Below are 22,825 nucleotides of genomic sequence, written 5' to 3'. Positions count from 1 at the left end.
GTGAAGAAGTACAAAAATCCGAATTGCCGGTGGATAAATTCCGCCCCTAGATTTGCAGCAATCCGATAGGCAAATCCCAACTGAAATGAGGTGGCGCATGAGTGCAGCCGCACCGCCCGCCACGGCGGACGAGGCCCTTCGGCCCGCCGTCGACTACTCCGACTACAAGCTGGTCCCGGCAAAGCATCCGTGGCGCTGGGTGGGCACCGTGGCGGTCGCCCTGGGCGTCACCGCCATAGCGTGGTCCCTGCTGACCAACCCGCGCTGGGAATGGGGAGTGGTTGCCCAATGGTTCACTGCCCAGTCCGTGGTGGCAGGGTTGGTGGAAACCCTCAAGCTGACCGCCATCTCCGGCATCCTTGGCTTCGTTCTCGGGTTCATCCTCGCCTTGATGCGCCTCTCATCCTCACCGCTGCTGGTCTCCGTATCCTGGACGTTCTCCTGGATCTTCCGATCCACTCCGCTCCTGGTCCAGCTACTCCTTTGGTACAACCTCGGCTACCTCTACGAGAAGATCAGCCTGGGCATCCCGTTCACGGATGTCCGCTTCTTCGAAGCCCAGACCACCACGTTGGTCAGCCAGTTCGCGGCAGCCGTCCTAGGCCTCACCCTGAACCAGGCGGCCTACTCCGCCGAAATCATCCGCGGCGGCATCCTGTCCGTCGACCAAGGCCAACTGGAAGCCGCAGCCGCCTTGGGCATCCCGGCCTGGAAGCGTTCCACCAGGATCGTCCTCCCGCAGGCAATGCGGGCCATCCTGCCCACGGCCTTCAACGAGATCATCGGCCTGGTCAAGGGAACGTCGATCGTCTACGTCCTGGCCTACTCCGAGCTGTTCTACACGGTGCAGGTGATCTACAACCGGACCCAACAGGTGCTGCCCCTGCTCCTTGTGGCAACGCTCTGGTACGTGGTGATTACTTCCGTGCTCAGCATCTTCCAGTACTACGTGGAACGGCACTTCTCCAAGGGCGCACTGCGGAACCTGCCGCTCACGCCGCTGCAAAAGGCCCGCAAGTTCTTCGCCAGCCACGCTCCCGCCTCTCCCAGCAAGGACGCCCGATGAGCATCATCACCGCACGCAAAGAATCGACGACGGCGGCAACACCTGCCGCTGCCGGCCCGGCCAGCACGGTGGCCACCAAAGGACAGGTGGACATCCACAACATTCGGAAGTCCTTCGGCAACACCGAAGTGCTCCAGGGTGTTTCACTGTCCGTGCCGCCTGGCGGAGTGACAGTGATCGTCGGCCCGTCCGGCTCCGGTAAGTCCACGCTGCTGCGGACCATCAACCACTTGGAAAAGGTTGACGGCGGCTTCATCACCATCGACGGTGAATTGGTGGGCTACCAGGCCCGGGGGAACAAGCTGCACGAGCTGCGCGGGAAGGACATCCTCAAACAACGCACCAACGTTGGCATGGTGTTCCAGAACTTCAACCTGTTTCCCCACCTCACGGCCTTGGAAAACGTGGCCGAAGCGCCGATCGTGGCACAGAAGCGCTCCAAAGCCGAGGCCCGGAAGCGCGGGCTGGAACTCCTGGACCGTGTGGGTTTGAAGGACAGGGCCGACGCGTATCCCCGCCAGCTTTCCGGAGGCCAGCAGCAGCGTGTTGCGATCGCCCGGGCGCTCGCGCTCGAACCGAAGATCCTGCTCTTCGACGAGCCCACCTCCGCATTGGACCCCGAACTCGTCAACGAGGTCCTGGACGTCATCCGCGAACTGGCCACGTCCGGCACCACGTTGATCGTGGTCACGCACGAGATGGGATTCGCCCGGGACGTAGCGGACACCGTGGTGTTCATTGACCAAGGCCGGATCATCGAGTCCGGCGCCCCGCAGGACATCTTCAGCAACCCACGCGAAGAACGCACCCGCAGTTTCTTCTCCAAAGTCATCGAACCCGCCTTCAACATCTAGGAATCTCCCCAATGCTTCGCACCACCACAGCCAAATTCCTGGCACTCGCCGTCCTCCCCGCCGTCGTACTTCCGGCGCTCGCCGGGTGCTCCGATCCTGGAGCGTCGGCAGCCAAGCCCGAATCCGAAACCGCCAAGAACGGCGTCGTCTACAACACCTCAGTGGAGCAGAACCGCATCCGCGTTGAGAAAGATGCCACCGCCGCGGCCACCGTCCCGGCAGCCATTTCCAAGGACGGCAAGCTGACGGTTGCCACAACCGCGGGGTCCGTCCCGTTGTCCTTCCACGCCACGGACGACAAGACCCCGATCGGCGTGGAGATCGATCTCGCACAGCTGGTGGCAGACAAACTGGGACTCGAGCTGGACCTGCAGGTGACATCGTGGGAGAACTGGCCGCTCAAGACCCAGTCCGGCGATTTCGAAGCCGTCTTCTCCAACGTGGGCATCAACGCCGCCCGGGTGAAGCTGTTCGACTTCTCCACATACAGGGCCGCTTACATGGGCTTCGAAGCGAAGAAGAGCGCCAGCTACGACATCAAGGGTGCCGACGACATTTCCGGCTTGAAGGTTTCCGTGGGCCCGGGCACCAACCAGGAAAAGATCCTCCTGGCCTGGAACAAGGAACTCGAGGAGAAGGGCAAAGCCCCTGCCACCCTGCAGTACTACTCCTCGGACGCAGACACCATCCTTGCGCTCTCCTCAGGACGCACCGACCTGAACCTCGCCCCTTACCCGTCCGTGACCTACCGCGAGAACACCCGGGACGACCTCAAACTGGTGGGCAAGGTCAACGCCGGCTGGCCGTCCGAAACCCTGGTTGCCGCGACGACGTTGAAGGGCAACGGCTTGGCGCCCGCCATCACCGACGCCTTGAACTCCACCATCAAGGACGGCTCCTACGCGAAGGTCCTGGAACGCTGGGGCCTCTCCGAAGAAGCAGTGCCGGAGTCCAAAACCGTCTCGGAAACAAGCTTCGGCAAATAGACCCTACGAACGTCAGGACCAGAAGTGAGTACCCAAGATAACAAGGCCGGTTTCCTGGCCATAGAGCTTGACGGCGCCGGCTGGGACGGAGGCGCGTTCGGCAGCCTTGCCGGGGCGGTCCTCGCCGTCGAGGCGGCCGGATTCCATGTGGCAACCTTCAAGGACGCTCCGGAGCCGGGCCGGACGAACGCCCTGCAGCGTGCCGCCTACGCAGGGCCTGTCACGCGGACCATCGCACTGGCCCCGGAAGTGGACACCGTTTACACCGAGCCGTTCCACATCGCCACTCAGCTCGCGAGCTTGGACTACGTCTCCGGCGGCCGTGCCGGATGGATCGTCACCGCAGCCGAGTCACCCGCGGCCGCTGCCGCCGTCGGGCGTTCCGCAGTCAGAGGCAACGCGCTGGTCCACGAGGCCGCTGCGTCCATTGAGGTCGGGCGCCGTCTCTGGGACTCCTGGGAAGACGACGCGGTGATCAGGGACGTTGCCACCGGACGCTACATCGACGTCGACAAGCTGCACTACGTGGACTTCGAAACCCCGGCCGATTTCGCGGGCACACCGTATTCCGTCAAGGGCCCCTCCATCATCCCCAGGCCGCTGCAGGGCCAGCTTCCCGTGCTGGCATCGGCGTCGCTGGTTGGCGGCGGTGTTCCGGTGGAATCTGTTGACGCAGTGCTGGTCACGGCTCCCACGTCCGAACTGCTGGTGGCCGGGGTTCGCGACGCGCGGGAACGCCTTGGGGCGGTGGCTGTGGTGGCCGAACTCGGCGTCGTCCTTGATTCCCGCGGTGAGCCGGCTGCTGCGCGGGCAGTGCCGGAAACCGGCCGCGCGCAATTTGCAGGCACCGCCGCGGAACTCACCGGGTACCTTCACGGACTGCTGTTGGAGGCCGACGGCGTTCGGCTGCACCCGGGCGACCTGGCGCGGGAACTCGATGAACTCTCCCGGCTGGTCCTGCCGGAACTCCGCCACCGGGGTTCGCTGCGTGCTCCGGTCCAGGACGGCACCTTCCGCGGGTTGCTGGGCTTGGAACGGCCCGCAAACCGCTACTCGACCTCAACCACCGCCAGCGCCGCTGCCGGAAAGTAAGGGAACAGCATGACACGGGATATCTTCAAGCCCAGCGGCCGGATCCAGTTCGGCATCTTTTTCCAAGGCGTCAACTCCGGCACGATCTGGAAGGCCGCCGAATCCGGTTCGCAGACCGATTTCGAATCCTTCCGCAGGATCGTTCAGACCGCCGAACGGGGAAAGTTCGCGGCGTTCTTCCTTGGGGAAGGCCTGCGGCTGCGGGAGCACTTGGGGCGTCCGCACGCCCTCGATGTGGTGGGCCGGCCGGATGCGCAGACCATGCTCGCGGCGTTGGCTTCGGTGACCACGAACATCGGCCTGGTTGCCACACAGAACACCACCTACAACGATCCCGCAGACCTGGCGCACAGGCTGTCCTCGCTGGACCTGATCTCCGGGGGCCGCGCTGCGTGGAACGTCGTCACGACGGACAACGCCTGGACGGGCGCCAACTTCCGCCGGGGCGGATACCTGGACCACGCGGACCGGTACAGGCATGCCGAAGCGTTCGTGGAGACCGCCAAACGCATCTGGGATTCGTGGGAGACGCCGTCCGGTCCCGCGCACCGTGTCCTTCACCAGGGGCAGCACTACACTGTGGACGTCACACCGCGGTTGCCCCGTAGTCCGCAGTACCGTCCCGTGCTCTTCCAAGCCGGTGATTCACCCGAGGGCCGCGATTTCGCTGCACGCCAAGCAGACGTGATCTTCTCTGCGCACCCTAGATTCGACGATGCCGTGGAATTCCGCCGGGACATTGTTTCCCGTTCAGTGGCTGCCGGCCGCGGCGCCAACGCGGTCCGGATCATGCCGGCCAGCGAGTTCATCCTCGCCGCTACAGACCAGGAGGCACGGGAGAAGAAGGACTGGGTGCGGAGCCTCCAGATCGGTCCGCAGCAGGCCATTGCCTATCTGGAACAGTTCTGGGGACGTGAGCTTTCCGCGTACGATCCGGACGGCCCGCTGCCTGACATTGATCCCGTGGTGGAAGAGACCTCGGAAACCCGCGGCAGCGGCTTCCATGGCGCCAAGGCCCGCCAGTTGGCGGATCAGTGGCGTGCGGAAGCCAAGGACAAGGGCCTATCCATCCGCCAGTTCGTCACGTCCAGGACGGCTCGGATCGACTCCACCTTTACCGGCTCGTACAACGCGGTGGCCGATCACCTGGCCCAATACGCGCGGGTTGGAGCGGTGGACGGTTTCAATATCTCCCCCTGGCTCATCCCCACCGGCCTGGATGACATCGTGAACCACCTGGTCCCGGAGCTCCAGGAACGCGGCGTCTACCCCACGGAGTACCGCGGCAGCACCCTGCGGGAGAACCTTGGGTTGGAAACGCCGGTTCGTTTGAGCCAGCAGGTGAGCGTCTGATGAAGCGCCTGCTTGATTTTGCTGGATCATTCTTCGGGCGTCTGGGCGGAACCGGTTATTGGCGCGGTGTTGCCCCGGCGGATGCCCGAATGATCCAGCAAAATTGTGCGGCCTCCTCACAGGGCACCGTTCGGCTGGAACTGGCCGTGTGGGAGCAGCTCCTGTAGCTTCCCTTGGCTCGTTCGGCTCGCTGAGAGGAGTTCGGCTCGCTGAGAGGAGTTCGGGTCGCTCAGAGGAGTTCGCGGAACACGTTCCACCCTGCCCCGACCGGGCCGTAAGGCCCCCAGAGGACCCCGGTTGATGCGCCGGTGGAGTAGGTCATGAGATCCCCGTTGCCGTTGACAGCGAACAAGTTGTTGTACTGCTGGTGTCCGAAACTGCCCAGCCCTGCAATATCGGAAAAGGCACCCCAACCGCCGCTGAGCATGGCCGAGGACTCCCAGCCACCCGTGCCGTCGGCCCGGTAGATGGAGAGGTATCCATTGCGGTCCCGGGCGAAGACCTCCACGGGACCGTCCCCGTTCATGTCACCGCCGGTGATGATCTTGTCCATGATCTGCCAGCCTTGGCCCACCTTGCTGCGGGGTTTCCAGCCGCCGGCTCCGTCGCCGGGGTAAAGATAAAGGTCGCCGGCAGCATCGCGGGCCAGGACGTCGTTGTAACCGTCCCCGTCAAAATCTCCAGGACCAACAATCGAGTCGAAGGTGTTCCAGCCTTGACCAACCTGGCGGCGGTCAAGCCAGCCCCCGTTGCCATCGCCCGGGTAGAGATACAGGTTGCCTGCGGCGTCGGTTGCGAGGAGGTCGTTGTAGCCGTCGCCGTCAAAGTCACCCGGCGAGAACACGATTCCCATAGCGTCCCAGCCCTGGCCTGTCTGGCGGGGTTCGTCCCACTCTCCGAAGTACCGCGGGCAGGCACCCTCGCAACTGCCGGGAACGTACGTATACGTCCGGGGGTAGAGGATCAACCTGCCATCCGCCGTGCGCCCGAGGGGTTCGAAGTTCCCGCGTCCCGTCCAACCCATGGCCCTCGAGGATGCCTTGACCGGTGCCGTGCCAGGGCTCACCCGCGTGGCATCAGGGCAATTGGGTTCTTCGGGCGTTGAAGGGTGGACCCTGAGCGAAATCCGGTGACCGAAGTCCGCCGGGGTGAGCTGAAGGACTTCGCCCTGACGTTCGGGCGGTAGGGGTACCCCGTCCTGGAGCCACTCCGCCCTGTACCCGTTGGGGGTGGTGCCGTCCGGGTTCTTGCAGCCCGCATAGTCGTAGTCGTATTGCTTCCGCAGCTCCGCGCCGACGTAGGGGACTCCGTCGATGACTGCCGTGGGGCCAACTGAAGGGGTCTGAACGTCAGGTGCGGACGTTACTTCCGGTGCTGCCGTCGCTGGGGGCGCACCCATCAGGGCCACACCTACCGCCAGTGCCGTTGCTGCGTATGCTGCCTTGCGCGTGCCAAAGATCCCCATTGTTTCCCCCCGGAAGCCAGCATCGATAGTGCGTGGGTCTCTGCTGAGGCTACCTCACTCGCGGGGATCTTGGGCAGGTTCCTTACCTCTGGGCGGGGACTCCGCCGAATATTGCGTGGACTGATGAATAACTGGAGGGCCGCATCCGCGATGCCCGCGGTCCCGATCGTAGGATGAGACCCAACGAAAGGGGCAGTCGGATGGTCACTCGCGAACAGGTTGAGGAAGCGTATTCCCGGACGGCCGCTTGGGTCCGCCACACCCCGATGGCGGCGAGCGGCAATGAAGGGACGTACCCGCTGTGGTTTAAGTGTGAGTACATGCAGCACACGGGTTCGTTCAAGGCCCGTGGTGCTTTCAACAGGCTGCTCACTGCCCGGGAGAACGGGGAGCTCAACCCCGAGGTCGGGGTGGTTGTTGCCTCCGGCGGCAATGCGGGCCTGGCAAATGCCTACGCCGCTGCGAAGTTGGGTGTTCCCGCCACGGTGTTCGTCCCGGAGTCCGCTCCCGCCAACAAGGTCCACAAGCTGTACGCAATCGGAGCAAGGGTGGTTCAAGGCGGATCCGAATATGCCGAGGCTTATGCTGCGGCGGTCGCCTTCGCTGCAGAAAGCGGCGCCGTTTACTGCCATGCCTATGACCAGCCGGAGATTGTGGCGGGCGCCGGTGGTGTGGGCCTTGAAGTGATGGAGCAACTGCCCGACGTCGACACCATCCTCGTCGCTGTCGGCGGCGGCGGGTTGATGGGTGGCATAGCGGCCGCTACCGAGGGGCGGGCCCGGGTTGTAGGAGTTGAGCCGGAAACAGTGCCTACACTCCATAGCGCATTGGCACACGGCGAGCCCGTGGACGTACCGGTTTCAGGCATTGCAGCCGATTCCCTGGGTGCCCGCAGGCTGGGGGAGATCGGCTTCGGGGTTGCCCGCAGGACGGGCGTGCAGAGCGTGCTGGTCACTGACCAGGCCATCATTGAGGCCCGCCGCAGGCTATGGGAAGGGCATCGAATCGTCGTTGAGCATGGGGCCGCGGCTGCGTACGCGGCCCTGCTCTCCGGGGCTTATGCCCCGAGCGCTGGTGAGAAGGTCGTCGTCGTGCTGTGCGGAGCGAACACGGATCCGGCGCATTTCTAGCCCGGTCTCTCTTAGTTGGCCGCTTCGCTGAGGTCCGCGAGTGCTTGACGGAGGCGGGTGCCGGCGTCGTCAGCCACTTCCTTGACCGATGGGGCGTCGCTGAGTTGGACCATGGTTTGCGGGTCGATGGCCTCGACCGTGGTGGTGTCTGCATCCTTGGCGCGGCGCACCACGACGTTGCATGGGAGCAATGCCCCCATCTGAGGCTCTGCCGCGAGGGCGCGGCTGGCCAGGGCGGGGTTGCAGGCGCCGAGAATGACATAGTCTCCGACGGCGTCGGCGGCTTCGGCTCCGAGCTTCTTCTCGAAGGTGGCGCGGACGTCGATTTCGGTCAGGATTCCGAAGCCCTGCTCAGCCAGGGCGTCCGGGTCTTCTCGACAACATCAGACCAGGGGAGGGCAACGGTCGCGGCGAGGGTGTACGTCATGGTTCTCCTTGGGTAGGGCCGGGCAGGGGATTGTCGGAAGGAAGGGTTCAGGCCAGGGAGAGGAAGAGTTTCTCCAGGTCCTTGGTGTCCATGCTTGCGTCCTTTTGGACGATGCACTGCTCCAATCCGGTGGCGATGATGGCGAAGCCCGCGCGGTCCAATGCCTTGGATACTGCCGCCAGTTGGGTGACGACGTCCTTGCAGTCCCGGCCTTCTTCGAGCATCCGGGTGACGGCCGCGAGCTGGCCTTGGGCGCGCTTGAGCCGGTTGATGACGGGGGTCAGTTCGGTGGGATTCAGTTCCATGGGTACTCCAAAGTAATGCGGTTTCTTGGACCCAGCCTATACCCCCTAGGGTGTTTTGACTACCCCAGGGGGTATCTGTAATACTCGGTGGGGTATTCACCTGTTCACTCGAATCGAGAGGCCATTCATGACTTCCCCTTCCACGGCATCCGCTGTTACCGCCCTTGCTCCTGAGGCGCTGCAGTCCTGGATCAAGGAGCATCAGGACCTCGTGGTCATCGACGTCCGCTCCGCTGCCGAATTTGAGTCCATGCACATCCGCGGCTCCTACAACGTGCCTCTGTCGCTGCTGTCCGAGCACACCGACGAGCTCGCCGCCCGGCTTGGCTCCCGGGTGGTTTTGGTCTGCCAGTCCGGCGTCCGCGCCGAGCAGGCCCGCCAGCGCCTTGCCAAGTCCGGGATTGACACCGCGTACGTCCTCACGGGCGGGGCTCCGGGGTACGCCGCGGCCGGCGGCGACGTGGTCAAGGGCAAGGACCGCTGGGACCTTGAACGCCAGGTGCGCCTGGTGGCCGGCTCCCTGGTGGTGCTGGGCCTGGCCGGCGGTAAGTTCATTTCTCCCAAGATCCGGACCCTCGCGGGCGTTATCGGCACCGGGCTGACCTTCTCTGCTGCGACCAACACCTGCGCCATGGGCAAGGCCATCTCCGCGATGCCGTGGAACAAGGCCGCCAAGGAGCCCACCCGCGAAAGCGCCATCCTGGCCCTGCCCGCCGCCGGCAGCAAGAGCACGGAAGCCGCAGCCTGATGAGCCTCACCCTGCTCCTGGTCCTGGCCCTGTCGGTGGTCATCGGGCTCTCGCTGGGAGTCCTGGGCGGTGGCGGGTCGATCCTGACCGTGCCAATCCTGGTCTACGTGGCGGGATTCGAGGCCAAGGAAGCCATCGCGGCGTCCCTGTTCGTCGTCGGCGTTACTTCGGTGGTCAGCGTGATCAGCCACGCCCGCAAGGGCAGGGTGATGTGGCGGACCGGACTGATCTTCGGTGCCGCCGGCATGGCGGGTGCGTTTGTTGGCGGCCTCCTCGGCGGTCACATCCCCGGCCAGATACTGCTCATCGCCTTCGCCATCATGATGGTGGCCACCTCGCTGGCCATGCTGCGTGGGCGGAAGAAAAAGAACGACGGCGGAGCGGCGCCTGTCAAGCACGAGTTGCCCCTTGGCAGGGTGCTGCTGGACGGCGCCGTCGTCGGTCTCGTGACCGGCCTGGTCGGCGCGGGCGGCGGTTTCCTCGTGGTGCCGGCGCTGGCGCTGCTGGGTGGCCTGCCGATGGCGGTGGCCGTGGGAACGTCCCTGGTGGTCATTGCCATGAAGTCCTTTGCAGGCCTCGCGGGCTACCTCACTACCGTCCAGCTGGACTGGGGCATCACCCTCGGGGTGACCGTCGCGGCCATCGTGGGCTCATTGATCGGCGCCAAACTCGCCGGGCGCATCCCGGAGACGGCCCTGCGCAAGGCTTTCGGCTGGTTCGTCCTGGCCATGGGTACCTTCGTCCTGATCCAGCAGGCCCCCGCCGGAATGCAGTGGCCCATCGCCGCCGGTGTCGCGGGGCTCACCGCGGTAACCGCAGGCATCTGTTGGTTCTTCGTGAGCTCCTGCCCGCTCCGGAACCGCGGCCGCCGCAGTACCGATGTCCCGTCGCCCGTCTGACCCGGGCACCACAGAAAGGAATTGCCATGGGACTTTTCGATTCCCTCAAGAAGGCCTTCAGCAAGCCCTACCAAACCATTTCCGTGGCCCAGGCCGAGGAACTCCTGGGCTCTGGAGAAATCACCATCACCGAAGCCGAGCAGCGCCGCGCCAGTGCCCGGATCCTCGACGTCCGCGAGGACTTCGAAGTCACCGAGGGCATGATCCCCGGCGCCCTGCACATTCCCATGGGGCAGTTGCAGGCCCGCCTGGGCGAGCTTGACCCTGCCGTCCCCGTGATCGCCGTTTGCCGCAGCGGCAACCGCAGCGCCGCCGTCGCCAATGCCCTCAACGGCGCCGGTTACAAAGCAGACACCATGGCAGGCGGCATGAGCGCCTGGACCCGCGCAGGACTTCCCACCACCTAAACCCCTGACCCGGCAGCGGCACCAGCCAACCGGGCGCAACCAAACCTCCCGAAGGGACACCAGGCCATGGCCACCATTGACATCACCCAACACACATTTGCCCAAGCCCTGGAGAGCAGCGAGATCGTCTTCGTTGACTTTTGGGCAGCCTGGTGCGGCCCGTGCCGCATGTTTGCCCCCACCTACGGCGCCGCCGCCGGACGCCACCCGGACATCACCTTCGCCAAGGTAGACACAGAAGCCGAACAGGCCCTCGCCGCCGCGGCAAACATCACGTCCATCCCCACCCTCATGGCTTTCAAGGACAAAACCCTCGTCTTCTCCCAGCCGGGCGCCCTCAACGCGACGGGACTCGAGGAAGTCATCCAGGCCGTGAAGAACCTGGACATGGACAAAGCCCGCGCCGAAGCCGGCCGTCAGCACGCCTGATCCAGGTTCCGGAAAACCGGCCGCCGGCACCTGCCAAACCCAACGAAGCGCCAGGCCTCCTGCGCCTGGCGCCAGGGCCCTCCTGCAGGAAAAACCCCGACCGCAGCGCGGTTGCTAGATACCCCAGGGGGTATCTGTACTGAATGTAGGCCCCAACATCCCCTTTCACTTGAAGGAGAGCACCCCATGCTTATCGAGCGCATTTATGACGAAGACCTTGCCCAGGCCAGCTACCTGATCGGCTGCCAGGCCAAAGGCGAAGCGATCGTCGTGGACGGTCGCCGCGACATCGCCGTTTACCAGGACCTGGCCGCGAAGAACGGCATGAAGATCGTGGCAGTCACCGAGACCCACATCCACGCCGATTACCTCTCCGGCACCCGCGAGCTGGCTGCCGCCACCGGAGCAAAGATCTATGTCTCCGGCGAAGGCGGCCCGGACTGGCAGTACCAGTTCGACGGTGAACGGCTCTACGACGGGGACACCATCACCCTGGGCAACATCAGCATCAAGGCCGTGCACACCCCCGGGCACACCCCGGAGCACCTGTCCTTCCTGGTCACCGACGGCGCGTTCAGCGACCAGCCCGGTTACCTGCTCTCCGGTGACTTCGTCTTCTCCGGAGACCTGGGCCGGCCGGACCTGCTGGATGAAGCAGCCGGCGGCGTTGACACCCGCTTCGAGGGCGCCAAGCAGCTCTTCGCCAGCCTGCGCGATAAGTTCCTGACTCTGCCGGACTACGTTCAGGTCCACCCCGCGCACGGCGCCGGAAGCGCCTGCGGCAAAGCACTCGGGGCCATCCCGTCCTCCACGGTTGGTTACGAACGGCTCTACGCCTGGTGGGGTCCCTACCTGGCAGCCGACGACGAGCAGGGCTTCATCGACGAACTCCTCGACGGCCAACCCGACGCACACGCCTACTTCGGCCGCATGAAGCGCGAAAACCGTGAAGGCCCTGTGGTCATGGGTGAACGCACCCCACTGCCGGAGCTCTCCACCGGGACCGTCGCAGCAGGCCTGGCCGAGGACACCTTGACCTTCATCGACACCCGTTCCAACGGCGAAGTCCACGAGGGAACCGTGGCCCGATCGCTGAATGTCCCTGCCGGCAAGTCCGTGGCCAGCTACGGTGCCTGGGTGGTGAACCCGGAAACTGACAAGAACCCGCTGGTGCTCCTCGCCGCAGACCAGGAGCAGGCGATGGACCTGTGGGACCACTTGGTACGCGTGGGCATCGACAACGTGGCGGGCTACCTCACCAGCATTGACGGGCTGCCCACCACCACCCCGAAGCTGATCCAGCCTGAGGAACTCGAAGGTTTCGACGCTGCCATGGTCCTGGACGTCCGCAACAAGACTGAGTACGCCGCCGGGCACGTCCCGGGCTCGTACCAGCTCAGCGGCGGCCGTGTCATGTGGCACCTGGACGAACTGCCCGCCAACGGCACGATCGTCAGCTACTGCCAGTCCGGCGTCCGGAACTCCGTCGCCGCCAGCGCCCTGCGCCGTGCCGGGTACGACGTCGTCGAACTCGACGGCAGCTACGCAGCCTGGAACTCCTGGAAGAACAGCGTCCCCGCCGTCTAACCACCCCCAAGCCGCCCGGGCAGGTCCCCCCTCCTGTCCGGGCCCCGCCCGGGTACGCTTCCCCCAAGCGTGCCCGGGCACCCTTTGCCCGCACACCGGATTTGGAGCACCCCGCGCATGGCCAGCGACATCCCAAAGTACGATGCGCCCTCTCCACGAACCGTACTGGGCTTACGGGAGAACTTGCCGCAGTTCATGTTGCTGGTGGCCGTCAATGCCCTCGTAGGCGGGACCTTGGGCCAGGAACGCACCGTGCTGCCCCTTCTCGCCGCACAGGAATTCCACCTGGACCAGTACACCGGCGGGCTGACCTACATCCTGGCCTTCGGCTTGTCCAAGGCCGTAACGAACTACTTTGCCGGCACGCTCTCTGACAGGTATGGCCGCAGACCTGTCCTCGTCGCCGGCTGGCTGGTGGCGGTCCCCGTTCCGATTCTTCTCATTGCCGGCCCGTCCTGGTCCTGGATCGTAGCGGCCAACGTGCTGCTGGGCATCAGCCAAGGGCTCACCTGGTCCACCGCCGTCATCATGAAAATGGACCTGGTGGGCTCCAAGCAGCGTGGACTGGCCATGGGCTTCAACGAGGCCGCAGGCTACCTCGGCGTGGCCGGCACTGCACTCGCCACAGGCTATCTGGCCACCGCCTACGGCCTGCGTCCAGCCCCCTTCCTGCTCGGGGCCGCCTTCATCGCCCTGGGCCTGGGCCTGACGGTGCTCGCCGTGAAGGAAACCCACCACCACGTAAAAACGGAAGCTGCCCGTCACGTCGCTACTCAATCACGGGCCCACGGCAGCCTGACCACCGGGCAGGTGTTTACCCTGACCAGTTTCAAGGACCGCTCCCTGTCCGCAGCCAGCCAGGCCGGACTGGTGAACAACCTCAACGACGGCTTGGCCTGGGGTCTCTTCCCCGTCCTGTTCGCTGGCGCCGGGCTGAACCTTGGGCAAATTGGCATCCTGGCCGCCGCTTACCCGGCCGCCTGGGGTTTGGCACAACTGGTCACCGGTGCGGCTTCAGACCGCGGCGGCCGCAAATGGTTCATTACGGCCGGCATGCTGGTTCAGTCCGTGGCCTTGGGAATCTTCGCCTTCGCCCACGACTTCGGACCCTGGCTTGCCGCAGCCATTATTTTGGGCCTCGGTACCGCATTGGTGTACCCAACACTGTTGGCCGCCATCGGCGACGTTGCCCACCCCATCTGGCGGGCGCGCTCCGTAGGGGTGTACCGGTTATGGCGCGACGGCGGGTTCGCCGTTGGTGCCCTCCTGTCAGGAGTGCTCGCGGACCTTTACGGCATCCCCGCAGCAGTCGCCGTCGTCGCAGCGATCACCGCGGCTTCCGGCGCAGTGGTGGCCGTGCGGATGCGCAACAATGACCATCTGCGGGACGCATCGACGTCCTAGAGGCAGGTCCTGGAGGCGAGGTCAGGCTATCCCCGTGGTGCCCAGCAGCAGGCCAACAGCGTAGGTGAAGGCCATGGCAAGGGCGCCGCCGATGACCAAGCGCAACGTGGCCTTCCGCTTCGAGCTGCCACCGATCCTGGCGCTGACCGTGCCGGTGATGGCCAAAGCCACCACCACGGCCACAAACGTCAACGGGATCCGGACCTCGGCCGGCAGGAGGAGGATGGCCAGCAGCGGAAGCACTACGCCAACGGTGAAGGCAATTGCCGAGGCGAAGGCCGCATGCCAGGCATTGACTACCTCTGCCTCGTCGATCTTCAGTTCAGCCTCCAGGTGGGCGCCCAAGGCATCATGCTCGGTGAGTTCGCGGGCTACCGTCCGCGCGGTGGCTTCGCTGAGGCCCTTGGCCTGGTAGATGGAGGCAAGCTCCGCCAGTTCGCCTTCGGGATCGTCACGGAGTTCCTTCCGTTCCTTCTCAATCAAGGCCCGCTGGCTGTCGCTTTGGCTGCTGACGGAGACGTACTCGCCAAGGGCCATGGAAACGGCCCCGCCCACGACGGCGGCCGTGCCGGCTACCAGAATGGGGGTGACATCGTTGGTAACACCCGCGACGCCCACAACCGTGGCGGCCACGGACACGATGCCGTCGTTGGCTCCGAGGACGCCTGCGCGCAGCCAGTTCAAGCGTGCCGCGATGCTGTCATTGTGCGGTTCGTTGGGGTGCTGCTTCAGCAACTCAGTCATAGTGAACAGTAAAACACCGGTGGCTACTGCCGGCCACGTAGGTTTGCATACCCTTCACAGGTCCTGGAACCACCGTGCCCTGCTACTTCTTGGGCAGGCCTGCCGGGTTCAGTTCCGAAGCCGGGATGGCTTCGGAGGAAAGGCCCCAACGCTCGAGAATCCTGCCGTAGTTGCCGTCCTTGATCAGCTTGTTCAGGGCGCTCTGGGCGGCTACCGCCAAACCGTTGCCCTTCTTGGTGGTGAAGGCGATCTCCGCTTTCAGGGGCCAGCCGCCTTCAACCGTTCCTACCTGCTTGGTCTTGCCGTCCTGCGCAGCCTTGTAGGCCGCTGAGGCGTTGGGGCCGAACGTGAGGTCCGCACGGCCTGACTGGAGGGCAAGCTGGGAGGCGGAGTCGTCGTCGTAATACTGGAAATCAACGGGCTTCAGTCCGTTCTTCTTGTTCTCCTCGTCCCAGCGGACCAAGATGGCTTCCTGGTTGGTACCGGAACCCACGATGATGCGTTTTCCGGCTACGTCCTTGGCTTCCTTGACCTGGGAGATGTCCGAATCGCTCTTGGCGTAGAACCCCAGGAGGTCATTGCGGTAGGTGGCGAAGTCAAACTTCTCCTTGCGGGCCTCAGTGACTGTCACGTTGGAAAGCACGGCCTCGTACTTGCCCGACTCCACGCCCAGCGGCCAATCGGCCCACGCCACCGGCAGGACTTCCACCTCAAGGCCCAAGGTCCCGCCCACGGCGTACGCGATATCCACCTCGCTGCCGATGAGGGTCTTGTTGTCGGACGCGAAAAGACTCAGGGGAGGGGTTCCGCCGGTAGTCACCACCGTGAGCTTGCCGTCAGCCTTAATGGCATCGGGAACCTGTGCAGCGGCTGCAGAATCCACGTCAACTTTGATCCGGTCCTGTACCGGCGAGAGGTTGAACTGCTTGGCAGTGGCGCTCGCCGAAGCGGAGCCGGAACCGGTTGCCGCCGTCGCGCCGGGATCCGAGCAGGCCGCGAGGCCCAAGAGAGCAGTGACTGCCAGCGCCACGGTGACGCCGGTCTTGGTTGTGAATCGTGCCATGGGTACCCCTTGGGTGAAGTTCGATGCGTACTTGTCGCTGCCACTATCCGGTAGGGCGCAAAGAGCGGTCAAAGCGCTATGAAACGCGGAGATACAGGGGGTCACAGCCGGTAATCACGCGTCCCGCCCGGTCACAAAGCGGGGCATTTTGGACGCTTTGGAGAACCGCGACGTAACTCACAGAAATAAGGCGGGCAACGCCGTCGTTGTCGCTTAAGTGCCCGCCAACGGGCCGACGCGAACCACTCCGAAAGGCCGGTACCCCTGTGACTGTTCCTCTTTCCATCCTCGACCTGGCAACCATCGGGAAGGGCCAGACAGTGGCGGAAAGCCTCGCGGGCAGTGTGGCCATGGCGCAGAAGGCGGAAGAGCTGGGATATCGCCGGGTTTGGTACGCCGAACACCACAACATGTCCGCCATCGCCTCATCCGCCACCAGCGTGCTGATCGCCCACGTGGCAGCGCACACCAACAGCATTCGGTTGGGGGCAGGCGGCATCATGCTGCCCAACCATTCGCCGCTGACCATCGCCGAACAATTCGGGACGCTGGAAACACTCCACCCGGGCCGCATCGACCTCGGCCTGGGCCGTGCTCCGGGCAGCGACCAAAACACCATGCGTGCTTTGCGGCGCGATCACATGTCTGCCGACTCGTTCCCGCAGGACGTCCTGGAACTTCAGGGTTACCTCACGGGTCCTACCCGGATCCAAGGCGTGGAGGCGACTCCGGGCAAGGGAACCAACGTGCCGCTGTACATTCTGGGCTCCTCGCTTTTCGGTGCGCAGCTGGCTGCCCGGCTGGGACTGCCGTACGCGTTCGCTTCACACTTTGCGCCCGCCGCCCTGCGCGACGCAGTGGCTATCTACCGCCGCGACTTCAAGCCCTCCGAGCAACTGTCCGAGCCCTACGTCATTGCCGGCGTCAACGTGACAGCGGCTGACACCAACGCAGAAGCCCAGGCAATCCACCTCGCCGTGAAGCGTGCCAGGGTGGCGCTGTTTTTTGGCGGCGGACGCGAGTTCACGGACGACGAGGCGGATATGGTCCTTGACTCCCCGCAGGGGCAGCACATCGCCCAGATGATGAAGTTCTCCGCCGTGGGAACCCCCGACGTTGTGCGGGAATACCTGGACGAATTCGCCAAGCATGCGGATGCGGATGAACTGATCGTTGCGCACCAGAGCGTGGGGACTCAGGAGCGGCTGCGGTCGGTCGAGTTGGTGGCCGAGGTGGCGGGTCTGGTCCCGGCCTAGGACCTCCTTTTACACATACGCAATTACAGAGCTATACGAGGGAAACCCTTCGGGCGGAAACTATTCCTATCCACTCCGGAAGGAACCGCCATGCCGACGCCGTTGAACCAGTCAGTTGCCGATTCGGCGCTCTTGATGAACTCGTTGCCGCTTGGTTTACTCCGTTCGTTTGTCCGTCCCCAGGAGGACCAAGGGATCACCCCGGAGTTGATGGCTGACCTCAAAGTCCTGTCCAGGGTTCCGGGCCTTTTGGTGGCCTGCAATTACGGCGGCACGCTGTGTGAGGCCGAAGGCGTTTCCAATGAGACGTTGCCCTTGGACAGCGCGGCCGTGGCACTGCGTGCGCTGGCGGCGCTTCCCAACACGCATGCAGGCATCATCTCCGGGCGGTCATTGCGGGACCTGGCCGCCGTTTCCCGGTTGCCGGCGGAGGTGCATTTGGTGGGGTCCCATGGAGTCGAATTCGACATGGGATTCGCCTACGGGCAATCCCTTGCCACCGAAAACCTGCTGCATGAGGTGGCTACGGCGTTGAGTGAGGCCGTTGGCTTCGAGAAGGGCGTCAGCATAGTCCGCAAACCCGTAGGCGTGGCGGTCCGCACCCGCCCCGCCACGCAGGATGTGGTGGAACGCGTAACGTACAAGGCGCAGCACATTGCCATCCAGTACGGCCTCTACTTCATCGTCGACGGCACCGTCCTGGACCTCACGGTGGAAGAACCTGCCAAGGGCAAGGCACTTGAACAGCTCCGATCCCGTTTGGGCGTTACAGCCGCTCTCTACGCCGGGGACGCCGAGAGCGACGAACGGGCGCTCGCCACGCTGCGCGGACCGGACCTTGGCTTGCACGTCGGGCCGGGAGATACGACGGCGGCACACACCATTCCGGACCCCGAAGCCTTCGCGAGGGTGCTGGCTTTGTTGTTCGAACTGCGGCGGTCGTGGCTCTTTGGTGAGGACGCCGTTGGTTTGGAGCGGCACTCGATGATTGGGAACGGCACCTCCACGGCGCTGCTCACCCCGGACGCGAAGGTCTGCTGGATGAGTCACCCGCTGCCCGATTCCGGGTCCTTGTTCGCACACATCCTCGGTGGCGAGCCGGCAGGTCACTTCAGCATCGAGCCCGTGAAACCCTCTGCGGTCCTCGCGCAGCGCTACGTGGACAACACCATGATCGTGGAGACCCGCTGGGCCGATGTCACCGTGACCGACTACCTCGAACCGGCACCGGACGGCATCACCAGCCTGGTCAGGGTCCTGTCCGGAAACGGCACGGTCAGGGTGGTCTTCGCCCCCCGCCCGGACTACGCCAGCGCTCCCTTCAACATGGAGATCCGCGGCGATGAGATCCACGTTGTGGGCACCTCGGATCCCATCATCCTGTCCGCGCCGGGCGTTGAGTTCACCATCACCAGTGACAGCCGGCACGCAACTGCCACCGCGGAGGTATATCTGGGGTCCGGGCCGGTTGTGCTCAATTTGCGCTGCGGTGATACAGAATCCGCCCCTCCGGATCCGGACGGAGAACCGGCCAGGCGCGCCGCCGTCGGGCAGTCCTCCAGGGAGTGGGTCAAATCGCTCCGGTTGCCGGCCATTAAGACTTCACTGGTGAGACGCTCGGCGCTCGTTCTGAAGTCCTTGGTCCACCAGCCCACCGGGGCTGTCCTTGCCGCGCCCACCACGTCGCTTCCGGAGGGGATCGGCGGCACGCGGAACTGGGACTACCGCTACTGCTGGCTCCGTGATGCCTCGATGACCGTGAATGCGTTGGTGGGCCTCGGGTCCACGGAGGAAGCGGAGGGCTTCCTCGGCTGGTTGGGGCGGATCCTGGAGAACGCCCCGGGGCCCGAATGGCTGCACCCGTTGTACTCGGTGACGGGGGCGCCGCTTTCCACCGAAGCAATTGTGGACAGCCTGCCGGGGTATGCCGGTTCGCGCCCGGTCAGGATCGGCAACGCGGCTGACCACCAGGTTCAGTTGGACGTCTTCGGTCCCATTGCGGAACTGATCCATGACCTGGCGGAACGGCGGGGTTTCCTGCCGGATGACCACTGGTTCCTCATGGAGCAGATGGCCCACGCCGTCATCGCCCGATGGCACGAGCCGGACCATGGAATCTGGGAGGCCCGCAAACCGCCCCGGCACCATGTCTACAGCAAGGTCATGTGTTGGGTCACCCTGGATCGTGCTGTCCGCACGGCGGGTTTGCATGGTCGGATGCCGCATGCCGATTGGGCGGGAACCGCTGAGACCATCCGTGATGAAGTCCTGCGGGAAGGGTGGGATTCTTCCGTTGCGTCCTACACGGTGGCCTATGACAGCCCCGACCTGGACGCCGCAGTGCTGCACATTGGATTGTCCGGCCTGCTGGATGTCCGCGACCAGCGCTTCCTGGATACGGTCACCGCAGTGGAACGGGAACTGCGCGTGGGGCCCACAGTCTTCCGGTACAGGTACGACGACGGCCTGCCGGGCTTGGAGGGTGGCTTCCACATCTGTACCACGTGGCTGATCGAGGCCTACCTCGCAGTGGGCCGTTTGGACGATGCCTTGGAGCTCTTCAACCGCCTGGTCGCCTTGTTCGGTCCAACGGGATTGTTGCCGGAGGAATACGATCCCGGCACGGAGACCCACCTTGGCAACCACCCCCAGGCCTACTCGCATCTGGGATTTATCCGCTGCGCCCAACTCCTGGAGCTCAATTTGGCGAAGGCGGACGTCGAGTAGCCCATCCAGGTCGCAGTTGTGCGCGTTTACACGCCGCTAAACGCGCACAATTGCGATCCAGTTGGGGACTAGGCGAGCAACAACGCCACTGCGATCATCGCGGGGACAGCCACGATGGTTGTGAGCAGGACGGTGTCCTTCGCTACCGTGATGCCCGCTTGGTATCGGTTGGCGGCAACGAACACGTTCTGTGCTGTCGGCAGGGCAGAGGTCACCACCACCGCGAACAGCGCGTGCCCGTCCATGTTCAAGGCGAAGCGGGCAAACACATACGCGATCAGGGGATGCACCAGCAGCTTGAACGCACTGGCCAGCAGGGTGTCCAAGCGCCGGCCCCCGGAGTTTTGCAGCGGCTTGGAACCGTTCAGGCTCATACCGAAAGCCATCAACATGGCCGGAATCGCCGCCCCGCCAATCAAGTGGATCGCCTCGAGGATCAGTTGGGGGACTTGAAAGCCGGTACCAGCCACCACAAGGCCCAATGCGGATCCCACGATCATCGGATTCCTGACGATCATCAGGACGAACCGCAGGGGAGTGGTGCGATGGTTGCTGGTGCTCGCATCCAACGCCATCAAATACATGGGCGTGAAAAATGCCAGTTGGAAGATGAGCAACGGCGCCACGTAGCTGGCGTCGCCCAGGACAAACACGGCGATGGGAATGCCAAGGTTGGCCGAGTTGGCCAAAGACGAACTCATCGAGGACATGAGCGATTCAGGAAGGCTGCGCTTCAGCCAGAACTTCGCAATCAGGAAAAACAAGAGACCCGTGATGGTCGCTCCCACTGCCGTCACCAGCAGCGGCGCGGCGAAGACCTCGTGAAGCTTGGCTTTGCTCAACGTTTCGAACAGCAAGGCAGGGCTGGCGACGAAGAACGTCAGCGAACTGAGCACGGATCTCGCGTTGTCACCGAGGATGTTTCGGCGCCCCACGAACATTCCCACCAGGATGATGGCCCACACCACGAAGAACCCGGACAAGACTCCGATCATGGCAGGGGACAGGCTGCGTAAATGTGGATCACGCCTTCAGCCTAATCAGATTTATTCACGAGTAAGCGTTTTCAGTGCTGAGGTCCGTTATCCGGACGCACGCACTCGAGGGCCCACTCACGCGCGCAGACGCCGACGGCGGCACTCAGGGTGAGTGCCGCCGTCGAGGTTTGGTTTGTGGCTGGTTCAGCTAAGGTGAGCCGCGTTGTTCAAGGCATGCGGGGGCCGCATCAGTCCGGGTGTGTGGGCCTCGGCGGGATCGTTGCCGAGCTGCAGGATCTGGTTTTCCTTCCCCACGTGAACCACCTTGGGCTCGTAGGACCTGGCTTCTTCAGTAGTCATCTCCGCATAAGTGATGAGGATGACGAGGTCGCCCACATGGACCTGATGGGCTGCGGCACCGTTGATGCCGATGACCCCTGATCCGCGCTCGCCGGCGATGGTGTACGTCTCCAGGCGGGCACCGTTGGTGATATCCACGATGGACACGAGTTCGCCGGGAAGAATGTCGGCGGCGTCCAGGAGATCCAGATCGACGGTGACCGACCCGACGTAGTGGAGATCGGCGTGGGTCACCGTGGCACGGTGAATCTTGGACTTGAACATTGTGCGGATCATAATGCGTTCAGTTTAGCGCGGGGGCTTCACGGCCGCTGTGACGTAGGAGACGTTCGAGGTCAGTGATCTGCGCTCGCGGTGCATGAACCGCTGGGCGGCATGAATTACGGGGAAATGGGTGGTCGGCGCAGGGCCCGGGCGGCGGCAATTGCCTCTTCGGCGACAATTTCGTAATTTTCAGTGGGGGCGCTCAGTGTCACTGAATGCTCGCCATACTTTTGAAAAGCCAGTTGCACCAATTCGGCAGCATCATCAATGCCCATGGCCAACACCAAATGCCCAAGGTCCTCGATGTCCTTGGCTCGCTCCGCCGCTATCTTCATTGCAGCCAGGGTGGGCAAGTCGGCGAGTCTCACCGCCGAAGAGGTTCCTTTCGGACCAACAATCCATTGGGCGTCGTCAGGGAGGAACGCTGCTGCGCGGTTGTTCAACCACTTTGGGGGCAACCCGTACTCTTGGGACATGTCTGCAGCTACTGCATCCACCACACCGCTGGGGGTGTATTGGGCATCGACGTCGGTGGTTGCGCGATCAAGAAGACCGTGGAGTAGGAGCGCGGCCCCGCCAATGATTTGGATGTCCAACGAGACGCCACGGGATGCGAGGCGAGCCTCTAGCTCCTGGAGCAACCTAACCACGTCTGAACGTCGAAACTCACTCAATGCACTCACACCGTCGCCAAGTCCCGCTCGCGGATCCATACGTTCATTGCAGCGATCTCATACGGAGTTTCACGACGAATGAGCTCCTTCATTCGTTCGCTGACCGGATGGAGCTTCTCGGCCAGGAACACGGGTTGCGTTGCCGCCTTGGCGTTCTTCGCCCATTTGGGCGCTGGGGTGCCGGTCTTAGCTGCTACCCACCGAGTGACTGCGCCAAGTGCGGTGCAGTAGGCATCGTCCGCGAAGGAGGGTGCATTTGGCATGAGCGCTCGTCCGGCTGAGAGTGAGGAAGCAGCGTATTCACCCAGCAAGCGAATGGCATAGTGAAAGTCGCCCTCATTAATTGTCTTTGTAAAGTCTTCGGCGAATTCGTGGGCACGGTTGTCGTCCAAGGTTATGCTCAGGCCAAGGATTTTCATGGTCTTCAGGACCAGGCCAAAAGATGCCCCACCCTTGCCCCCCTCCAGATCGACCACAAACTTACGGGAAGTGCCGATTGCGTCAGCCAAATCCTGTTGGGTGTAGCCGTAAGCCTTTCGTCGCTCGCGAATTGCATGGCCAATAGACTCAACACTCATGTCCATGACTTCATTATGACACCTTTCGGT

The 22,825-nt window shown here is 63.9% G+C and carries 22 protein-coding genes and 1 pseudogene; 14 read left to right on the top strand and 9 right to left on the bottom strand.

Annotated elements, in window-relative coordinates:
- The first annotated feature begins 97 nt into the window (after window positions 1-97).
- From AUR_RS07990 to AUR_RS07970, 5 genes are read left to right on the top strand one after another with little or no spacing between them, the layout of a single operon-like run.
- Window positions 98-1,066 carry an amino acid ABC transporter permease gene (locus AUR_RS07990; protein ID WP_241650883.1) on the top strand — a complete coding sequence of 323 codons (969 nt, stop codon included), beginning with the start codon at window positions 98-100 and terminating at the stop codon, window positions 1,064-1,066.
- Window positions 1,063-1,920, top strand: coding sequence for an amino acid ABC transporter ATP-binding protein (locus AUR_RS07985; protein ID WP_021474185.1), 858 nt, complete (start codon window positions 1,063-1,065; stop codon window positions 1,918-1,920). The genes AUR_RS07990 and AUR_RS07985 overlap by 4 nt, the downstream gene beginning before the upstream one ends.
- Window positions 1,921-1,931: 11 nt before the next feature.
- A complete protein-coding gene (locus AUR_RS07980; protein ID WP_062098303.1) occupies window positions 1,932-2,906 on the top strand; it encodes an ABC transporter substrate-binding protein in 975 nt (324 codons plus the stop codon).
- Between the two features lie 24 nt (window positions 2,907-2,930).
- Window positions 2,931-3,998, top strand: a complete 1,068-nt coding sequence (locus AUR_RS07975) for an LLM class flavin-dependent oxidoreductase (protein ID WP_062098301.1) — start codon at window positions 2,931-2,933, stop codon at window positions 3,996-3,998.
- A 9-nt stretch (window positions 3,999-4,007) separates the two neighbouring features.
- Window positions 4,008-5,351 carry an NtaA/DmoA family FMN-dependent monooxygenase gene (locus AUR_RS07970; RefSeq protein ID WP_062098299.1) on the top strand — a complete coding sequence of 448 codons (1,344 nt, stop codon included), beginning with the start codon at window positions 4,008-4,010 and terminating at the stop codon, window positions 5,349-5,351.
- Between the two features lie 229 nt (window positions 5,352-5,580).
- Here AUR_RS07970 and AUR_RS07965 read toward each other — a convergent pair whose 3' ends face one another.
- Window positions 5,581-6,816 (bottom strand): FG-GAP repeat domain-containing protein, encoded by a 1,236-nt coding sequence (locus tag AUR_RS07965; protein ID WP_062098297.1) that lies wholly within the window; start codon window positions 6,814-6,816, stop codon window positions 5,581-5,583.
- Between the two features lie 200 nt (window positions 6,817-7,016).
- Between AUR_RS07965 and AUR_RS07960 the strand changes: the two genes are divergently transcribed.
- Complete coding sequence (locus AUR_RS07960; protein WP_062098295.1) at window positions 7,017-7,946, top strand: threonine/serine dehydratase; 930 nt, start codon at window positions 7,017-7,019, stop codon at window positions 7,944-7,946.
- 11 nt (window positions 7,947-7,957) lie between these two features.
- On the opposite strand, the pseudogene AUR_RS07955 reads toward AUR_RS07960, so the two are convergent.
- A pseudogene (locus AUR_RS07955) lies at window positions 7,958-8,373 on the bottom strand (DUF302 domain-containing protein).
- Window positions 8,374-8,420: 47 nt separating this feature from the next.
- On the bottom strand, window positions 8,421-8,678 hold the full coding sequence (locus AUR_RS07950; protein ID WP_062098293.1) for a metal-sensitive transcriptional regulator: 258 nt from the start codon (window positions 8,676-8,678) through the stop codon (window positions 8,421-8,423).
- 127 nt (window positions 8,679-8,805) lie between these two features.
- Between AUR_RS07950 and AUR_RS07945 the strand changes: the two genes are divergently transcribed.
- The 6 genes from AUR_RS07945 to AUR_RS07920 all read left to right on the top strand — a co-directional run bounded on the left by AUR_RS07945 (window position 8,806) and on the right by AUR_RS07920 (window position 14,152).
- Window positions 8,806-9,426, top strand: coding sequence for a rhodanese-like domain-containing protein (locus AUR_RS07945; RefSeq protein ID WP_021474176.1), 621 nt, complete (start codon window positions 8,806-8,808; stop codon window positions 9,424-9,426).
- Window positions 9,426-10,325, top strand: coding sequence for a sulfite exporter TauE/SafE family protein (locus tag AUR_RS07940; protein WP_021474175.1), 900 nt, complete (start codon window positions 9,426-9,428; stop codon window positions 10,323-10,325). The genes AUR_RS07945 and AUR_RS07940 overlap by 1 nt, the downstream gene beginning before the upstream one ends.
- Before the next feature lie 104 nt (window positions 10,326-10,429).
- On the top strand, window positions 10,430-10,732 hold the full coding sequence (locus AUR_RS07935; protein WP_062099373.1) for a rhodanese-like domain-containing protein: 303 nt from the start codon (window positions 10,430-10,432) through the stop codon (window positions 10,730-10,732).
- 66 nt (window positions 10,733-10,798) lie between these two features.
- Window positions 10,799-11,161 carry a thioredoxin family protein gene (locus tag AUR_RS07930; RefSeq protein ID WP_062098291.1) on the top strand — a complete coding sequence of 121 codons (363 nt, stop codon included), beginning with the start codon at window positions 10,799-10,801 and terminating at the stop codon, window positions 11,159-11,161.
- Window positions 11,162-11,347: 186 nt separating this feature from the next.
- Window positions 11,348-12,748 (top strand): MBL fold metallo-hydrolase, encoded by a 1,401-nt coding sequence (locus AUR_RS07925; RefSeq protein WP_021474171.1) that lies wholly within the window; start codon window positions 11,348-11,350, stop codon window positions 12,746-12,748.
- 117 nt (window positions 12,749-12,865) lie between these two features.
- On the top strand, window positions 12,866-14,152 hold the full coding sequence (locus AUR_RS07920) for an MFS transporter (RefSeq protein WP_062098289.1): 1,287 nt from the start codon (window positions 12,866-12,868) through the stop codon (window positions 14,150-14,152).
- 21 nt (window positions 14,153-14,173) lie between these two features.
- On the opposite strand, the gene AUR_RS07915 is transcribed toward AUR_RS07920, so the two are convergent.
- Both AUR_RS07915 and AUR_RS07910 read right to left on the bottom strand, forming a co-directional pair.
- Entirely contained in the window at window positions 14,174-14,896 is a 723-nt protein-coding gene (locus AUR_RS07915) for a VIT1/CCC1 transporter family protein (RefSeq protein WP_128397109.1), read from the bottom strand.
- 82 nt (window positions 14,897-14,978) lie between these two features.
- Window positions 14,979-15,959: an ABC transporter substrate-binding protein gene (locus AUR_RS07910; protein ID WP_021474168.1), complete on the bottom strand. Its 981-nt coding sequence runs from the start codon at window positions 15,957-15,959 to the stop codon at window positions 14,979-14,981.
- A gap of 266 nt (window positions 15,960-16,225) precedes the next feature.
- Between AUR_RS07910 and AUR_RS07905 the strand changes: the two genes are divergently transcribed.
- Entirely contained in the window at window positions 16,226-17,215 is a 990-nt protein-coding gene (locus AUR_RS07905; protein WP_021474167.1) for an LLM class flavin-dependent oxidoreductase, read from the top strand.
- A 90-nt stretch (window positions 17,216-17,305) separates the two neighbouring features.
- Window positions 17,306-19,942 (top strand): trehalase-like domain-containing protein, encoded by a 2,637-nt coding sequence (locus tag AUR_RS07900; RefSeq protein WP_062098287.1) that lies wholly within the window; start codon window positions 17,306-17,308, stop codon window positions 19,940-19,942.
- Between the two features lie 68 nt (window positions 19,943-20,010).
- On the opposite strand, the gene AUR_RS07895 is transcribed toward AUR_RS07900, so the two are convergent.
- The 4 genes from AUR_RS07895 to AUR_RS07880 form a co-directional block, all read right to left on the bottom strand.
- Window positions 20,011-20,937 (bottom strand): AEC family transporter, encoded by a 927-nt coding sequence (locus AUR_RS07895; protein ID WP_062098285.1) that lies wholly within the window; start codon window positions 20,935-20,937, stop codon window positions 20,011-20,013.
- Between the two features lie 186 nt (window positions 20,938-21,123).
- Window positions 21,124-21,555, bottom strand: a complete 432-nt coding sequence (gene panD / locus AUR_RS07890; RefSeq protein ID WP_170828595.1) for an aspartate 1-decarboxylase — start codon at window positions 21,553-21,555, stop codon at window positions 21,124-21,126.
- Between the two features lie 104 nt (window positions 21,556-21,659).
- Window positions 21,660-22,256, bottom strand: coding sequence for a DUF6036 family nucleotidyltransferase (locus tag AUR_RS07885; RefSeq protein ID WP_220459252.1), 597 nt, complete (start codon window positions 22,254-22,256; stop codon window positions 21,660-21,662).
- Window positions 22,223-22,801 (bottom strand): helix-turn-helix transcriptional regulator, encoded by a 579-nt coding sequence (locus AUR_RS07880; protein WP_021474162.1) that lies wholly within the window; start codon window positions 22,799-22,801, stop codon window positions 22,223-22,225. Before AUR_RS07880 ends, AUR_RS07885 begins: the two co-directional genes overlap by 34 nt.
- Between the last annotated feature and the right edge of the window lie 24 nt (window positions 22,802-22,825).

Origin of the sequence: Paenarthrobacter ureafaciens (assembly GCF_004028095.1) — a bacterium.
GTDB classification, from domain to species: Bacteria; Actinomycetota; Actinomycetes; order Actinomycetales; family Micrococcaceae; genus Arthrobacter; species Arthrobacter ureafaciens.
This window is presented reverse-complemented; position numbering and strand designations above follow the sequence as displayed.

Coding starts and splice junctions, on each gene's coding strand:
- AUR_RS07960 (WP_062098295.1), top strand. CDS start 7,017: ATGGTCACTCGCGAACAGGTTGAGGAAGCGTATTCCCGGACGGCCGCT.
- AUR_RS07980 (WP_062098303.1), top strand. CDS start 1,932: ATGCTTCGCACCACCACAGCCAAATTCCTGGCACTCGCCGTCCTCCCC.
- AUR_RS07990 (WP_241650883.1), top strand. CDS start 98: ATGAGTGCAGCCGCACCGCCCGCCACGGCGGACGAGGCCCTTCGGCCC.
- AUR_RS07930 (WP_062098291.1), top strand. CDS start 10,799: ATGGCCACCATTGACATCACCCAACACACATTTGCCCAAGCCCTGGAG.
- AUR_RS07965 (WP_062098297.1), bottom strand. CDS start 6,816: ATGGGGATCTTTGGCACGCGCAAGGCAGCATACGCAGCAACGGCACTG.
- AUR_RS07925 (WP_021474171.1), top strand. CDS start 11,348: ATGCTTATCGAGCGCATTTATGACGAAGACCTTGCCCAGGCCAGCTAC.
- AUR_RS07920 (WP_062098289.1), top strand. CDS start 12,866: ATGGCCAGCGACATCCCAAAGTACGATGCGCCCTCTCCACGAACCGTA.
- AUR_RS07900 (WP_062098287.1), top strand. CDS start 17,306: ATGCCGACGCCGTTGAACCAGTCAGTTGCCGATTCGGCGCTCTTGATG.
- AUR_RS07895 (WP_062098285.1), bottom strand. CDS start 20,937: ATGATCGGAGTCTTGTCCGGGTTCTTCGTGGTGTGGGCCATCATCCTG.
- AUR_RS07915 (WP_128397109.1), bottom strand. CDS start 14,896: ATGACTGAGTTGCTGAAGCAGCACCCCAACGAACCGCACAATGACAGC.
- AUR_RS07910 (WP_021474168.1), bottom strand. CDS start 15,959: ATGGCACGATTCACAACCAAGACCGGCGTCACCGTGGCGCTGGCAGTC.
- AUR_RS07985 (WP_021474185.1), top strand. CDS start 1,063: ATGAGCATCATCACCGCACGCAAAGAATCGACGACGGCGGCAACACCT.
- AUR_RS07885 (WP_220459252.1), bottom strand. CDS start 22,256: ATGGATCCGCGAGCGGGACTTGGCGACGGTGTGAGTGCATTGAGTGAG.
- AUR_RS07950 (WP_062098293.1), bottom strand. CDS start 8,678: ATGGAACTGAATCCCACCGAACTGACCCCCGTCATCAACCGGCTCAAG.
- AUR_RS07970 (WP_062098299.1), top strand. CDS start 4,008: ATGACACGGGATATCTTCAAGCCCAGCGGCCGGATCCAGTTCGGCATC.
- AUR_RS07945 (WP_021474176.1), top strand. CDS start 8,806: ATGACTTCCCCTTCCACGGCATCCGCTGTTACCGCCCTTGCTCCTGAG.
- AUR_RS07940 (WP_021474175.1), top strand. CDS start 9,426: ATGAGCCTCACCCTGCTCCTGGTCCTGGCCCTGTCGGTGGTCATCGGG.
- panD (WP_170828595.1), bottom strand. CDS start 21,555: ATGATCCGCACAATGTTCAAGTCCAAGATTCACCGTGCCACGGTGACC.
- AUR_RS07880 (WP_021474162.1), bottom strand. CDS start 22,801: ATGGACATGAGTGTTGAGTCTATTGGCCATGCAATTCGCGAGCGACGA.